The following is a 15,059-nucleotide window of genomic DNA, read 5'->3' on the forward strand; positions in this document are numbered from 1 at the left end:
CGACGGTCTGGTCCGGGCCCGCGGTGGGTAGTGGTTCGGTCATGGACGTACGGGACACGGGTGGGCAGGTGACGGAGGCCGGACGGTCCTGGCGGGCGCGGCGACTGGACCGGGACGCTTCGCTGGGGCTGCGGCTGACCCTGGCGGCCGTCGCGGCGTTCCTGGTGCTGGTGCCGTTCTCGCTGCTGGCGCTCCTGGTGCTGGGCGCCTGGCCGCCGCTGTCCCGGCTGGACGCGTCGGTCACCGACACCCTGCACCGGTATGCGCTGGACCATCCGGGCTGGGTGCGGGTGATGAGCGTCTGGACGGACGTCTTCGGTCCCGGGCCGTTGCGGGTGGCCGCCGCCGTGCTGGTGGGGTGGCTGCTGCTGCGCCGGGCGCCCCGGCTGGCGGTCTGGGTGGTCACCACGATGGCCGTCGGCGGGCTGCTCGGCGCGCTGCTCAAGCTGCTGGTGGGGCGGCACCGGCCGGATCTGCTCGACCCGGTGGCCCGGGCGGCCGGGTTCTCGTTCCCGTCCGGTCACGCGCTCAACGCCGCCCTGGCCGGCGGGGTGCTGCTGCTGGTCTTCCTGCCGTACACCCGGCATCGCCGGGCGCTGCGCTGGGCGCTCTGGACGGTGGCCGTGCTGATCACGGTGCTGACCGGGCTGAGCCGGATCGCGCTGGGCGTGCACTGGACCAGCGACGTGCTGGGCGGCTGGCTGCTCGGCGTCGCGGTGCTCGTCGCGACCACCGCCGCGTTCTCCACCTGGCGGACCCGGATCGGCCGGCGGCCGGTGTCGACCGCCCGGGAGGGGGTCGAGCCGGAGTTGGCCGAATCGGACCCGGATCGGCCGCACGCGTAGTCCGGCCCCGCACGGGGTAATGGGCGGCCCATGTCCAATGTCGCGCTCCAGGTCGCCCGGCGGATCCTGCTGCCGGTTGCCGTGCTCTTCTCCGTCATGGTGGGGCTGGGCCTGCTGGTCACCCGGGTGCTCGCGAAGACCTGGCCGTTCACCGTGGAGGACGCGGTCAACCGCGAGCTGGCGGCCGACCGGTCCGCGGGGTGGAACGACGTGTCGCTGGTCTTCAGCACGGTGGCCAGCACCCAGGTGATCGTCGCGGTGACCGTGCTGGCGGCGCTCGTGCTGCGGCTGGTGCTGCACCGCTGGCGGGAGCCGCTCTTCCTCTGCGCCGCGGTGACCGCGCAGGCGCTGGTCTTCCTCTTCACCACGATGGTCATCGACCGGAACCGCCCGGCCGTGGAGCACATGGACTCCTCGCCGCCGACGTCCAGTTTCCCGTCCGGGCACACCTCCGCGGCGACCGCGCTCTACGTCGGCATCGCGCTGCTGCTGGCCCTGCGGGCGCGGAGCACCCCGGCCAAGGTCGCCTGGTGGACGCTGCTGGTGCTGGTGCCGATCGGGGTGGCGGTCTTCCGGATGTACCGGGGCATGCACCATCCGAGCGACGTGCTGGCGTCCTTCCTGAACGGCGCCACCTGCGTGGCGGTCATGGCCCGGTCGCTGCTGGACCGCACCGTCACCTGGGGACGGGCCGCGCTGCCGGCCCGACCGTCCGGCGACGGGGTCACCCCGGCCGGGGCGTCCGCCGGCTGAGCGCCCGGCCGCCGTCGGGGTCGGCGCCCGCCGCTGCGCTCAGGTGCACTCGCCGGTGCCGACCGCCCGGGTACGCTCCGCGCCGGTCAGGGCCACCGGGCGGGCCTCGTCGGCGGTCACCGCGAAGCCGGTGTTCGGGTCGTCGGCCGCCGCCGCGAAGATCACCCCGAGCACCAGTCCGTTCGAGGAGACCAGCGGGCCGCCGGAGTTGCCGCTGCGGACCAGCGCCCGGATCGTGTAGATCTCCCGGGTCACGTCGCCCGACGAGTAGATGTCCGGACCGGTGATCCGGTCGACGTCCCGGATCCGGGCGGGCCGGGCGTCGTACGGGCCGTCGAGGGGGAAGCCCAGCACGATGGCGTCCGCCCCGCTGCCGGCCTGGCCGGCGGCGAAGCGCAGCGACGGGCCGGGCAGCCCGGGCACGTGCAGCACGGCCAGGTCCCGCGCCGGGTCGTAGACGACCACGTCGCCGTCGTACCGCTCGCCGCGCAGCTCCACGGCGACCGAGCGGGTGCCGGCCACCACGTGCGCGTTGGTCATCACCCGGTCGTCGGCGTACACGAAGCCGGAGCCCTCGATGCGACGCGAGCAGCTCGGCGCCGAGCCGAGCACCTTCACCACCGCCCGCTGGCTGCTCTGCACCACCTGCGAGCCGGCCAGCCGCGGGTCGGGCGGGGAGACCTGGCGGGCCCGGGTCGGCGCGAGGTCGCCGAAGACGTCCGGGAAGCCGTTGGTGTCGACGGTGTCCCGCAGCGCCGTGGAGAGCTCCTGCGCCTTGTCCGGCAGCACCCGGTCGACCACGGTGAGCAGGGCGCTGTTGCGCACCGAGGAGGCCAGCCAGGGCAGCGACGACGAGCCGAGCGGTACGGCGACCAGCCAGGCCACCAGCATCACCGCGAAGACCGAGACGAGCGCGCCGCCGACGTCGTCGAGCCGCTTGGCCAGCTCGTTGGTGATGGTCTGGCGCAGGTGCGAGCCGATCCAGCCGGCCAGCGCCTGGCCGAGCACGGCGAGCCCGAAGACCGCGACGAGCGAGATCAGCACCCGGGTGCCGCTGTCGGTGAACTGCCGGGCGACCAGCGGGCCGACCTGGAGGCCGATCAGCGCGCCCAGGAAGAACCCGGAGAACGACAGCGCGCCGATGACGAAACCCTGGCGGTATCCGCTGATCGCGAACACGAGCATGAGCAGGAGCAGGACGAGATCCACCGCGGACACGCCCCCAGGGTACGGGCACCGGGCTCGGCGATGGCTCACCGCTCGCGGAACGTGACGGCCGGATCGGCCGCCGGGAACCGCGGCGGCTCAGCGCACCGGCGTCTCGTCGACCGCGTCGGTGCCGGCGGAGGGGGCCGGGGTGGCCCCGGTCGGCGGCAGCTCCACCACCCGCCCGACCGGCCAGGGGCGGGCCCAGCCGCCCATCTCCAGCAGCGTGTTCAGCACGCCGGCGGTGAAGCCCCAGACCAGCATTCCGCGTACCGAGAAGGCCGGGCCGATCCAGCCGCTGGGGTGGCGGACCCGCAGCCGGTTCGCCGGGTCGACCAGCTCGGCGACCGGTAGCCGGGCGACGTGCGCCACCTCGGCCGGCTCGCGCGGGTGCACCGGGTGCGGCGCGTGCCACCAGGCGAGCACCGGGGTGACCACGAAATCGCTGACCGGGATCCAGAGCTTGGGCAGCTCGGCCAGCACGGTGACGCTGGCCGGGTCGAGGTCGACCTCCTCGTTCGCCTCGCGCAGCGCGGTGGCGCTGGCGTCGGCGTCCTCCGGGTCGGCCGCGCCGCCGGGAAAGGCCGGCTGGCCGGCGTGGTTGCGCAGGGTGGCGGCCCGCTGGAGGACCAGCACGTCCGGCCCGACGCCCGGCTCCTCGCCGAGCAGCACCAGCACCGCGCTCTCCCGGCCGCCGCTCTCCGGGGTGGTGAGCCGGGTGAAGTCCTCGGCGCGGGCGGTGCCGAGGCGACCGAGCAGCGGGTCGAACCACCCGGGTGGCCGACGGGTCATGCCGCCACGTCCACGCCGAGGTGGGTACGGAGCAGCTCGGCCAGGCGGGCGTCGTCCAGCGCGCCGGTGGAGTCGGTGTGCCGGATCCGGCCGGCCGCGTCGACGAAGACGGTCAGCGGGAAGGCGTTGCGGCCCAGCGCGTGCTCGAAGGCGTCCCCCTGGTCGACCAGCATCGGGAAGCGCACCCCGAAGTCCTCGCCGATGGACTGGGCGCCGCCGCGGCTGTCCCGGCTGTTCACCCCGATCACCTGGAACCGCCCGGCGGCCCGCTCGTGCAGCCGCTGGAACGCGGGCAGCTCCTTGCGGCAGGGCGGGCACCAGGACGCCCACACGTTGATCACCGCGGGGCCCTTGACGTCCCGCAACGCCACCGGCACCCCGCCGGTGAAACAGGAGAGCGTCAGCTCGGGCAGCCGGTCGCCGGCCTTGCCGGTCGGGGTCTCGCCGGCCTCGCCGGTCGGGGTCTCGGCGGCCGAGGCCGGCGCGGTGGTCAGCGCGGCGCAGTCGCTGAACGGGGACGGCCGTTCGGGGCGGGCCGCCGGTGCCGCCGGACGGTCCGGCTCGGCGGCGGCGGTGCAGCCGGCGAGCCCGAGCAGCACCGGGACGAGCAGGTACGCGAGGCGGTTCACGGCACCTCCGCCGCGACCGCCTGCTGCGGCACCAGCTCCGGGTCGAGGCCGACGGCCGCCGCCAGGTCCCGGGCGCGCGGGCCCTTGAGCAGCTTGACCGCCACCACCGGGTCGGTCGGGCCGGCGCCGTACGACGGGCAGAGCTTGGCCAGCGTGCAGGCGCCGCAGGCCGGCTTGCGGGCGTGGCAGACCCGGCGGCCGTGGAAGATGATCCGGTGCGACAGCATCGTCCAGTCGCGCTTCGGGTACAACGCGCCGATCGCGTGCTCGATCTTGACCGGGTCGGTCTCGGTGGTCAGCTGCCACCGCCGCACCAGCCGCTGAAAGTGGGTGTCGACGGTGATGCCGGGGACGTCGAAGGCGTTGCCGAGGATCACGTTCGCGGTCTTGCGCCCGATGCCGGGGAGGGTGACCAGGTCGGCCAGCCGGCCGGGGACCTCGCCGTCGTACCGCTCGCAGAGGGCGCGGCCCAGGTTGATCAGCGAACTGGTCTTGTTCCGGTAGAAGCCGGTCGGCCGGATCAGCTCCTCCAGCTCGGCGCGGTCCGCCCCGGCGTAGTCGGCGGCGGTGCGGTAACGGGCGAAGAGCTTCGGGGTGACCTCGTTGACCTTCTTGTCGGTGCACTGCGCGGACAGGATGGTGGCGACGGCCAGCTCCAGCGCGTTGCCGTGGTCGAGCTCACAGTGCGCGTCGGGATGCGTCTCGGTCAGCACCCGGCCGATCCGCCGGGCCCGGCGGGTGCGACCGAGGTCGGTCTCGGGGGAACGCGTGGTCACGCCGGCCAGCCTACGTCGCGGGGCCGACGTCCCGGTGGGCCCACGCGCCGGGTCAGCCGCCGGACGGCACCCGGATCCGGCCGGCCGCGTCGATCCGGGCCCCGGTACGCGGGAAGTCGGCGTGGCTCACCTCACGGACCAGTCCGAGGCCGCGCTGCTGCCGGTCGATCGCGGGCCGGCCGACGCCGTTCATCACGGTGGCGGTGAAGCGGCCGTCGACGAAGCTGCCGTCCGGCTTGAGCGTGACCTTGAGCACCCCGCCCCAGCCGAGTCGACCCGACGGGTTCAGCGACTTCCCCCCGCCGGCGAAGTTGCCCAGGCTGTACGCGATCAGCCGGCCCCGGTAGAACTCCATGCCGCGCAGCACGTGCGGCCCGTGCCCGACGACCAGGTCGGCGCCGGCGTCGATCACCGCGTGGGAGAACCTGATCGGGTCGCCCCGGTTCTCCCCGAAGAACAGCTCGGTGCCGGGCTTCACGTGGCTCTTGTCGGCGCCCTCGGCACCCATGTGCACCTGCACCACGACCAGGTCGGCACTGGTCGCCGCCTTCGCCACCACCCGCTTCGCCGACGCGATGTCGACCAGGCTGTTGGACCAGACGTACGAGGAGAAGCCGACCACCGCGACCTTGACGCCCTCGACCTCGACCACGGTGATCTGGTCCGGGGCGCCGGTGTGCTGCAGGTCGTGCTCCTCCAGCGCCCGCTGGGTGTTCCGGTAGCCCTTGGGGCCGTAGTCGTAGCCGTGGTTGTTGGCCTGGTTGAGCAGCTGGAACCCGGCCTCCTTGAGGTGTTTCGCGTACTCCGGGGGCGCCCGGAACTGGTAGCAGTTCTGCGGCTTCGGCCCGCACTTGCCGGTGCCGGTGTCCTCGGTGAGCGGCTCCTCCAGGTTGCCCATCACGAGGTCGCCCTTGAGCGCGGCCTTGACGTCGTCGAAGAAGCCGTTCCCGCCGTCGGCCGGCAGCCGGTTCGGCGCGTTGCCCATGATCACGTCGCCGGTGGCGGCCAGCGAGATCGCCTGATCGGTGCCGTCGGCGGGCTGGTCGGCGGTGGCCGGCGCGGCGGAGCCGGCCGGTGCGCCATCCGCGCCCGGCCGCCACACCGACTCGCCGGCGCCGGGCTGCCCGCAGCCACCGACCAGCAGGGCGGCGAGCAGCACGCCGAGGGCCGCGGCGGCGCGACGCCGGGACGGGGACACGGAGGGGACGGGAGCGTACATCGCCGGCCACGGTACCGCCCGGTGAACGCGCCGACGACGGCCGATCGGTCGAAAAGCCGACCCGTCGGCCCGGCCGGCTCCCGGCAGTCGGGCGCCGATCCGACCCGGGAGCACCGTGCCGATGGCCCCGGCCGGCTCAGCCCGCCCGGCGCTGCTCGGACCAGGGGACCACGGTGCCGGCGCCGCCGGCCAGGACGGCCGCGTGCACGGCTCGGGCCAGCGGGGCGCCCCAGGCCGAGCGGGGGCCGCCGTACGGGGCCGGGTCGCCGTCGGCCGGGCAGAGCACGGTGACCGCGTCGGTGGGCGTGCCGGTGGCGGGCAGGCCCAGCTCCCAGATCGCCTGCGCCTTCGCCTCGGTCGCCGTGGCCACGGCGTTGACCAGGGCGGCGTCGCCGAGCCGGGCCGGCACGTACGCCACGATGTTGACCGTGCCGACGCGGTTGACCGTGCCGACGCGCTGCGCCGGGGTGGCGGGCGCGGGCGCCGCGGCCCACACCGGAGTGCCGAGCCCGACCGTCGCCCAGACCCGCACGCCGTCGTCGGCCCGGGCCACCACCTCGGTCACGTCGACGCCGGTCAGCAGGCCCACCCCGGGCCCGGCCAGGCCCAGCCCGCCGGCCAGTTCGGCCAGGTGGTCGGCGGGGTCGTCCCGGTCGTACGACATCGGCACGGTCGCGTTGAGCACCCAGCGGCGTACGCCGATCCCGCCGCCCAGCGGGGCGCTGCCGACGGCCAGCAGCGGCGCCTCGGCCCGCCAGACCAGCAGCGGGATCGCCGACCCGGCCTCGGGGCGGGTGGTCAGGAACGGCTCGTTCAGCACGGCACCGACCCTACGATCAGAGGAAGGCAGCGGCGACGCCCGCCCGGGCTCGGCGGCCCGGACGCCACGCCCGCCACCCGGCGCCGCCGGTCGGGGGGCGGGGATTGTAGTCCTCGATCGCGTCGGGAGGGTTACGCCCAACGATCAAGATTCCAGGGGTGCGCCTCTGATTCCAGCTCATGTGCGCCTAGACTGGCGGCGCGCGAGGGATCAGCGGACGGCGGACCCGGCCGACGGACGGCACGCGCAAGCGGAGGTGCGCGATGGACGAGGTACTGGCCCGTAGCGGGATCTTCCAGGGTGTCGACCCGGAGGCTGCCGAGGCGCTCGCCAAGGAGATGGAGACGATCGAGGTCCGCAAGGGCGAGGTCGTGTTCAACGAGGGCGAGCCCGGCGACAGTCTCTACATCCTCCTGTCCGGCAAGATCAAGGTTGGCCGCCGCGCGGCGGACGGCCGGCAGAACCTGATCGCCGTGATGGGCCCGTCGGACATGGTCGGCGAGCTGTCGCTCTTCGACCCCGGGCCGCGCACGGCGACGGCCACCGCGGTGACCGACACCCGGCTGGTCCGGCTGCGCAAGCAGGCGCTGCGGCCCTGGCTGAACAACCGGCCCGAGATCGCCGAGCAGCTGCTGCGGGTGCTCGCCCGCCGGCTGCGGCGGACGAACGACTCGCTCGCCGACCTGATCTTCACCGACGTGCCGGGCCGGGTCGCCAAGAACCTGCTCCAGATGGCCGGCCGGTTCGGCACCCGCGACGGCGGCGTGCTGCGGGTGACCCACGACCTGACCCAGGAGGAGATCGCCCAGCTCGTCGGCGCTTCCCGGGAGACCGTGAACAAGGCGCTGGCCGACTTCGCGTCGCGCGGCTGGCTGCGGCTGGACGGCAAGAGCATCATCATCCTCGACCCGGAGCGCCTGGCCCGCCGCGCGCGGGTCTGATCCCGCTCCCCGGCCGGGCCCTTCCGCCCGCCCGTCGACCCGTCCCGGCCCGGACCGCCACCGTTGCGGTCCGGGCCGGTGCCGTTCCCGCCCGCCCCAGCGGTTCCGGGCGCCCGCCGCGCGCTCTGCCCAGCGAAGAATTCCTGGATTTCGGCGCCGCCCTCGGCGACGGTGGGGCGATGTTCGAACGTGTCGCCGTCCTCTCCGACATCCACGGCGTGCTGCCGGCGCTGGAGGCCGTCCTGGCCGAGCCCGACGTGGCCGCCGCCGACCTGATCGTGCTCACCGGGGACATCGCGGACGGCCCGCAACCGGTCGAGGTGCTGGACCGGCTCGCCGCGCTCGGGGACCGCGCGCTCTGGGTCGGCGGCAACGGCGAACGGGAACTGGTGGCGGCCCACGCCGGCCACCCGACCTCGTACGACGTCTCGAACTGGGCCGCCGCCCAGCTGCGCGAGGACCAGGTGGCCCGGCTGGCCGCGCTGCCGCCGACCGTCACCTTTTCCGTCGCCGGCCTCGGCGAGGTGCTCTGCTGCCACGCGACGCCCCGCGACGACGAGGAGATGGTGCTGGTCGACTCGCGGCTCGACCGCTGGGCGGAGGTCTTCGCCGGCCTGCCGGCCGAGGTCGGCACCGTGGTCTGCGGGCACACCCACATGCCGTTCACCCGGCTCGTCGACCGCCGCCTGGTGGTCAACCCGGGCAGCGTCGGCATGCCGTACGGCGGAGCCGGCGCCTGGTGGGCCCTGCTCGGCCCGGGCGTGCAGCTGCGCCGCACGGCGTACGACGTGGACGCCGCCTGCGCCCGGGTGGCCGCCGGTTCGGGCTTCCCGGACGCCGCCGCCTGGGCCGACGAGTACCTGCGCTCGGTGCACAGCGACGTCGACGCGCTCACCGTCTTCGGTCCCCGCGACGGCCGCTGACGGCCGCGACCGGCCGGGACGACCGAACGGCGAACCCGAGATGCGGCGATCCGTGGCTTCGCATCGTCCGGAAGCCCCGGATCGCCGCAAGCCGGGTCGATCAACCCGCTCGTTCGACCGGCCCGGTCCGGAACTCAGAAAAAGTCAGTCTTGACTGTTTGTTTTGCGACCGGCAGGCTGTCCCCGTGCCCGCCGCCCCGACCCGCGTCCCCCAGCAGGAGCGCAGCCGCGCCACCCAGGCCCGGCTGCTGGAGGCGACCGTGGACTGCCTGGTGGAGCATGGCTGGTCCGGCACCACCACCACGGTCGTGGCGGCCCGGGCCGGCGTCTCCCGGGGCGCCCAGCTGCACCACTACCCGACCAAGGCCGCCCTGGTCACCGCCGCGGTCACCCACCTCACCGAGCGCCGGGCCGTCGAGCTGCGCACCGAGGCCGCGGCGCTGCCCGCCGGGCCGCGCCGGCTCGACCGGGTGGTCGACCTGCTCGCCGCCGCCTTCACCGGGCCGCTCTTCGTCGCCGCCCTGGAGCTGTGGGTGGCCGCCCGCACCGACCCCGAGCTGCGGGACGCCCTGGTGCCGCTGGAGGCGCGGGTCGGTCGCGAGATGCACCGGCTGACCGTCGAGCTGCTCGGCGTGGACGAGCGCCGGCCCGGCGTACGGGAGGCCGTCCAGGCCACCCTCGACCTGCTCCGCGGGCTCGGCGTGGCCAACCTGCTCAGCGACGACTCGACCCGGCGGACCGCCCTGCTGCACACCTGGAAGCGCCAACTCGCCATCCTGCTCACCCCCGACGACGGCCCGACGACGCCAGGGAGCGCGCGGCCGCACTGATCCCCCGGAGGCACCATGGTCGACCTGACAGCACTGCTCACGGATCTGGCCGCCGAGTCCGACCAGCTCGACGCGCTGGTCGCGCCGCTGCCGCCGGAGGAGTGGGCGCGACCGACCCCGGCCGCGGGCTGGACGATCGCGCACCAGATCGCCCACCTGGCCTGGACCGACCACGTGGCCCACCTCGCCGCCACCGACGCCGACGCCTTCTACACCTCGGTCCTCGCCGCCCCGAACCCGGCCCGCCTGGTCGACGACGGGGCCGAGTCCTTCCTCGCGCCCCCCGACGCGCTGCTGGCCCGCTGGCGGGCCGGCCGCACCGCGCTCAGCGCCGCCCTGGCCGCCACCCCGGCCGGGGAGAAGCTGCCCTGGTACGGCACCCGGATGTCGCCCACCTCGATGGCGACCGCCCGGCTCATGGAGACCTGGGCGCACGGCGAGGACGTGGCCGAGGCGCTCGGCGTCCGGCGGGCCCCGACCGACCGGCTGCGGCACGTCGCGCACCTGGGCTTTCGTACCCTCGGGCACGGCTTCGCCGCGCACGGCCGCCCGGCGCCGACCACGCCGGTCCGGGTGGAGCTGACTGCGCCAGCGAGCGCGGGGAGTGAGCCTGCGAGCCTCGCGGCCGGGAGCGAAGCCGGCACCGCCGGCGACACCTGGACCTTCGGGCCGGCGGACGCCGCCGACCGGGTCACTGGCCCGGCCCTCGACTTCTGCCTGCTGGTCACCCAGCGCCGGCACCGCGACAACCTCGCCCTGGTGGCCACCGGCCCGGTGGCCGACGAGTGGCTGGACGTGGCGCAGGCGTTCGCCGGCCCGCCCGGCGCCGGGCGGGACGCCGCCGGGGCGACGTCGTGACCGTGCTGCGGGTCGGCAACGCCTCCGGCTTCTACGGCGACCGGTTCGCCGCCTGGCGGGAGATGCTCGACGGCGGCGAGCTGGACGTGCTGACCGGCGACTACCTCGCCGAGCTGACCATGCTGATCCTCGGCCGGGACCGGCTGCGGGACCCCTCCCTCGGCTACGCGAAGACCTTCCTGCGCCAGCTCGAGGGCTGCCTCGGCACCGCGCTCGACCGCGGGGTCACCCTGGTCACCAACGCCGGCGGGCTCAACCCGGCCGGCCTGGCCGCCGCGGTCGGCGCGCTGGCCGACCGGCTCGGCCTCACCGTCCGGGTCGGGTACGTCGAGGGCGACGCCCTCGCCCGGCCCGACGCGCTGACCGCGAACGCGTACCTGGGGGCGTTCGGGATCGCCGCCTGCCTGGACGCCGGGGCGGACGTGGTGGTGACCGGACGGGTGACGGACGCCTCGCTGGCGGTCGGCCCGGCCATCGCCCGGTTCGGCTGGACCCGGGACGACCTCGACGCGCTGGCCGGCGCCACCGTCGCCGGGCACCTCATCGAGTGCGGGGCGCAGGTCACCGGCGGCAACTACAGCTTCTTCACCGAGCTGCCGGACGGTGGTCACCGCCCCGGCTTCCCGATCGCCGAGATCCACCGGGACGGCTCGTCGGTGCTCACCAAGCACCCCGGCACCGGGGGCGCGGTCACCGTCGAGACGGTCACCGCGCAGCTGCTGTACGAGGTGGACACGCCGGCCTACCTGGGGCCGGACGTGGTGGCCCGGCTGGACACGGTGGCGCTGACCCAGGACGGGCTGGACCGGGTGCGGGTCGCCGGGGTCCGCGGCACGCCCCCGCCGCCCACCCTCAAGGTGGGGGTCAACAACCTGGGCGGCTTCCGCAACTCGATGACGTTCGTGCTGTGCGGGCTGGACATCCCGGCCAAGGCGGCCCTGGTCCGCGGTCAACTGGAGGAGGCGGTCGGCCCGGAAGGGCTGGAGTTCACCCTGGCCCGCACCGACCACCCCGACGCCGCCGACACCGAGGCGGCGAGCGCGCTGCTGCACGTACACCTGCGGGACGGCGACAAGGCGCGGGCCGGGCGGGCCTTCTCGGCGGCCGCGGTGGAGCTGGCCCTGGCCTCCTACCCGGGCTGCACGCTGACCACCCTGCCCGGTGACGCCACCCCGTACGGGGTCTTCACCGCCGACACGGTCCCGCAGGACGCCGTCGCGCACCTCGCGGTGCTGCCCGACGGGGTACCCGTGCCGGTCGCCCCGCCGCACGTCACCCGCCCGGTGGAGTCCCCGGCGCGGCAGCGCGCGACCACCACCGGGGCGCCCGCGTACCCGACCCGGCGTGGTCCGCTCGGCGAGCTGGTCGGCGCCCGCTCCGGGGACAAGGGTGGGGACGCCAACCTGGGCGTCTGGGCCCGTACCGACGCCACCTGGGCCTGGCTGCGCGGCTGGCTGAGCACGGACCGGCTGGCCGAGCTGCTGCCGGAGACCGCCCCGCTGACCGTGGAGCGGTACGAGCTGCCCAACCTGCGGGCGGTCAACTTCGTGCTCCGCGGGCTGCTCGGGCCGGGCGTGGCCGGCTCCACCCGCTTCGACCCGCAGGCCAAGGCGCTCGGCGAGCTGCTCCGCTCCCGGGTGGTCGAGCTGCCGGCGGACCTGCTCACCGGGAGGCCGGCATGACCCTCGTGGACACCCCGGAACGACGGCAGCTACGGGAGCTGAGCCGGGCGTTCGTCACCAGGGAGGTGCTGCCCCACCTGGACGGGTGGGAACGCGCCGGCGAGGTGCCCCGGTCGCTGCACGAGACGGCCGCGAAGATCGGGCTGCTCGGCATCGGCTTCCCGGAGTGGGCCGGCGGCAGCGGCGGCAACCTGCTCGACTCGATCGTGGTCACCGAGGAGATCATCCGGTCGGGGGGCTCGTCCGGGCTGATCGCGGCGCTGTTCACGCACGGCATCGCGCTGCCGCACATGGTCGCGGCCTGCGGCGACCGGGCCGGCTCAGCCGCCGCCGGTCCGCAGCATCTCATCGACCGGTACGTCCGGCCGACCCTCGCCGGGACGATGATCGGCGCGCTGGCGATCACCGAGCCGGAGGGCGGTTCCGACGTGGCGGGCATCCGCACCTGCGCCCGCCGCGACGGCGACCACTACGTGGTGAACGGGTCGAAGACGTACATCACCAGCGGGCTCCGCGCCGACTTCGTGACGACCGCCGTCTGCACCGACTTTCCCGGCTCCGGCTCGCTCAGCCTGCTGGTGATCGACAAGGGCAGCCCCGGGTTCACCGTGGGCCGGCGGCTGGAGAAGCTGGGCTGGCACTGCTCGGACACCGCCGAGCTGTCCTTCGCCGACGTTCGGGTGCCGGTGGCGAACCGGATCGGGCCGGAGGACACCGGCTTCCTGGCGATCATGCAGCAGTTCGCCGCCGAGCGGCTCTCTCTGGCCACCCAGGCGTACGCGACCGCGCAGCGGTGCGTGGAGCTGGCCACCGCGTGGTGCCGGGACCGGTCCACGTTCGGCCGACCGCTGGCCAGCCGCCAACTGGTCCGGCACCGGCTGGCCGAGATGCACACCCGGGCCGAGGCGGCCCGGGCGTACGTGCACGACGTGGCCGAGCGGGTCGCCGCCGGCCAGCCGGTGGTCACCGAGGTGGCGATGGCGAAGAACGTGGCGGTGGCCGCCTGCGACCACGTGGTCGACGCGGCACTGCAACTGCACGGCGGTTTCGGCTACCTGCGCGACGCCGAGGTGGAACGGCACTACCGGGACGCCCGGATCCTCGGCATCGGCGGCGGCACCACCGAGATCATGAACGAGATCATCGCGAAGGGCATCGGCTTGTGAGCACCTTGGGAAGCGCGCTCGACCCGGCCGCGCCGGCCTACCGGGCCAACCGGGCGGCGCTGCTGGACCGCATCGCCGAGCTGGAGGCCGCGCTCGACCAGGCCCGGGCCGGTGGTGGCGAGAAGTACGTGACCCGGCACCACGGGCGCGGCAAGCTGCTCCCCCGGGAGCGGATCGAGCTGCTGCTCGACCCGGACAGCCCGTTCCTGGAGCTGTCCCCGGTGGCCGCGTACGGCACCGACTTCCCGGTCGGCGCCAGCACGGTCACCGGGATCGGGGTGGTCGAGGGCGTGGAGTGCCTGATCGTGGCCAACGACCCGACGGTACGCGGCGGCGCGATCAACCCGTGGTCGCTGGCGAAGACCCGGCGGGCCGGGGAGATCGCCCTGGCCAACCGGCTGCCCATGGTCAACCTGGTGGAGAGCGCCGGGGCGGACCTGCCCACCCAGGCGGAGATCTTCATCCCGGGTGGCCGGGTGTTCCGCGACCTGACCCGGCTCTCCGCCGCGCGGATCCCCACGGTGAGCGTGGTCTTCGGCAACGCCACGGCGGGCGGCGCGTACGTGCCGGGCATGTCGGACTACACCATCATGATCCGGGACCGGTCGCAGGTCTACCTGGCCGGGCCGCCGCTGGTGAAGATGGCCACCGGCGAGGTCACCGACGACGAGTCGCTGGGCGGGGCGGCCATGCACGCCACGACGTCCGGCCTGGCCGACTTCCTCGCCGCCGACGAGCGGGACGGCATCCGGCTGGCCCGGCAGTGCGTACGCCGGCTCAACTGGCGCAAGCAGGGCGCGCCGCCGCGCAACCCGTTCCCGGCGCCACCCAGGTACGACCCCGATGAGTTGCTCGGCATCGCCAGCGCCGACCTCAAGGTGCCGTTCGACCCGCGCGAGGTCCTCGCCCGGGTGCTCGACGGCAGCGAGTTCGACGAGTTCAAGCCCGGCTACGGCACCGCCCTGGTCACCGGCTGGGGCGAGCTGCACGGCTATCCGGTCGGCGTGCTGGCCAACGCCCGGGGCGTGCTGTTCAGCGCGGAGGCGCAGAAGGCCGCCCAGTTCATCCAGCTCGCCAACGCCGCCGACACCCCGCTGGTCTTCCTGCAGAACACCACCGGCTACATGGTCGGCACCGAGTACGAGCAGCGCGGCATCATCAAGCACGGCGCGTTGATGATCAATGCGGTGTCGAACTCGACGGTCCCGCACCTGACGGTCAACCTGGGCGCCTCCTACGGCGCCGGCAACTACGGCATGTGCGGCCGGGCGTACGAGCCGAGGTTCCTGTTCACCTGGCCGAACGCCAAGTCGGCGGTGATGGGCCCGGCGCAGCTGGCCGGGGTGCTGTCGATCGTCGCCCGGCAGGCCGCCGCCGCCCGGGGCCGCGAGTACGACGAGGAGTCCGACGCCGCCATGCGAATGATGGTCGAGCAGCAGATCGAGTCCCAGTCCGGGGCGCTCTTCCTCTCCGGCCGGCTCTACGACGACGGGGTGATCGACCCCCGGGACACCCGTACCGTCCTCGGGCTCTGCCTGTCGGCGATCCACAACGCACCGGTGAAGGGCGCCGACGGCTTCGGCGTCTTCCGGATGTGACACCTGTGAGCGCGAGGAACG

The 15,059-nt window shown here is 74.7% G+C and carries 15 protein-coding genes; 9 read left to right on the forward strand and 6 right to left on the reverse strand.

Annotated features, from left to right (window positions below; translation table 11 throughout):
- Positions 1-41 precede the first annotated feature (41 nt).
- Positions 42-845, forward strand: a complete 804-nt coding sequence (locus tag AB0I11_RS10845) for a phosphatase PAP2 family protein (RefSeq protein WP_357316904.1) — start codon at positions 42-44, stop codon at positions 843-845.
- A 30-nt stretch (positions 846-875) separates the two neighbouring features.
- Positions 876-1,598, forward strand: a complete 723-nt coding sequence (locus AB0I11_RS10850) for a phosphatase PAP2 family protein (protein ID WP_357316907.1) — start codon at positions 876-878, stop codon at positions 1,596-1,598.
- Between the two features lie 39 nt (positions 1,599-1,637).
- Here the strand turns inward: AB0I11_RS10850 and AB0I11_RS10855 are convergent, their stop codons facing one another.
- From AB0I11_RS10855 to AB0I11_RS10880, 6 genes are all read right to left on the reverse strand, one after another.
- Positions 1,638-2,816 carry a MarP family serine protease gene (locus tag AB0I11_RS10855; RefSeq protein ID WP_357316911.1) on the reverse strand — a complete coding sequence of 393 codons (1,179 nt, stop codon included), beginning with the start codon at positions 2,814-2,816 and terminating at the stop codon, positions 1,638-1,640.
- 87 nt (positions 2,817-2,903) lie between these two features.
- Positions 2,904-3,596, reverse strand: a complete 693-nt coding sequence (locus AB0I11_RS10860; RefSeq protein ID WP_357316914.1) for a CoA pyrophosphatase — start codon at positions 3,594-3,596, stop codon at positions 2,904-2,906.
- On the reverse strand, positions 3,593-4,225 hold the full coding sequence (locus AB0I11_RS10865; protein ID WP_357316917.1) for a TlpA disulfide reductase family protein: 633 nt from the start codon (positions 4,223-4,225) through the stop codon (positions 3,593-3,595). Before AB0I11_RS10865 ends, AB0I11_RS10860 begins: the two co-directional genes overlap by 4 nt.
- A complete protein-coding gene (gene nth, locus AB0I11_RS10870) occupies positions 4,222-5,001 on the reverse strand; it encodes an endonuclease III (protein ID WP_357316920.1) in 780 nt (259 codons plus the stop codon). Before nth ends, AB0I11_RS10865 begins: the two co-directional genes overlap by 4 nt.
- 52 nt (positions 5,002-5,053) lie before the next feature.
- Positions 5,054-6,220: a CapA family protein gene (locus AB0I11_RS10875; RefSeq protein WP_357316923.1), complete on the reverse strand. Its 1,167-nt coding sequence runs from the start codon at positions 6,218-6,220 to the stop codon at positions 5,054-5,056.
- 136 nt (positions 6,221-6,356) lie between these two features.
- A complete protein-coding gene (locus AB0I11_RS10880; protein ID WP_357316925.1) occupies positions 6,357-7,040 on the reverse strand; it encodes an adenosylcobinamide amidohydrolase in 684 nt (227 codons plus the stop codon).
- 263 nt (positions 7,041-7,303) lie between these two features.
- Here AB0I11_RS10880 and AB0I11_RS10885 point away from each other — a divergent pair, with 263 nt between their 5' ends.
- From AB0I11_RS10885 to AB0I11_RS10915, 7 genes are all read left to right on the forward strand, one after another.
- The gene (locus AB0I11_RS10885) at positions 7,304-7,981 is read left to right on the forward strand and encodes a Crp/Fnr family transcriptional regulator (protein WP_007073398.1); all 678 of its coding nucleotides are present in this window, start codon (positions 7,304-7,306) and stop codon (positions 7,979-7,981) included.
- Positions 7,982-8,160: 179 nt separating this feature from the next.
- Positions 8,161-8,904: a metallophosphoesterase family protein gene (locus tag AB0I11_RS10890; RefSeq protein WP_357316928.1), complete on the forward strand. Its 744-nt coding sequence runs from the start codon at positions 8,161-8,163 to the stop codon at positions 8,902-8,904.
- Positions 8,905-9,089: 185 nt separating this feature from the next.
- Positions 9,090-9,734, forward strand: coding sequence for a TetR/AcrR family transcriptional regulator (locus AB0I11_RS10895; protein WP_357316931.1), 645 nt, complete (start codon positions 9,090-9,092; stop codon positions 9,732-9,734).
- A gap of 15 nt (positions 9,735-9,749) precedes the next feature.
- Positions 9,750-10,592, forward strand: a complete 843-nt coding sequence (locus AB0I11_RS10900) for a TIGR03084 family metal-binding protein (protein WP_357316934.1) — start codon at positions 9,750-9,752, stop codon at positions 10,590-10,592.
- Complete coding sequence (locus AB0I11_RS10905; RefSeq protein ID WP_357316937.1) at positions 10,589-12,274, forward strand: acyclic terpene utilization AtuA family protein; 1,686 nt, start codon at positions 10,589-10,591, stop codon at positions 12,272-12,274. The genes AB0I11_RS10900 and AB0I11_RS10905 overlap by 4 nt, the downstream gene beginning before the upstream one ends.
- Positions 12,271-13,440, forward strand: a complete 1,170-nt coding sequence (locus tag AB0I11_RS10910) for an acyl-CoA dehydrogenase family protein (RefSeq protein ID WP_357316940.1) — start codon at positions 12,271-12,273, stop codon at positions 13,438-13,440. Before AB0I11_RS10905 ends, AB0I11_RS10910 begins: the two co-directional genes overlap by 4 nt.
- Positions 13,437-15,038, forward strand: coding sequence for a carboxyl transferase domain-containing protein (locus tag AB0I11_RS10915; RefSeq protein ID WP_357316943.1), 1,602 nt, complete (start codon positions 13,437-13,439; stop codon positions 15,036-15,038). Before AB0I11_RS10910 ends, AB0I11_RS10915 begins: the two co-directional genes overlap by 4 nt.
- Positions 15,039-15,059: the final 21 nt, after the last annotated feature.

Origin of the sequence: Micromonospora sp. NPDC050495 (assembly GCF_040655175.1) — a bacterium.
Lineage (GTDB): Bacteria > Actinomycetota > Actinomycetes > Mycobacteriales > Micromonosporaceae > Micromonospora.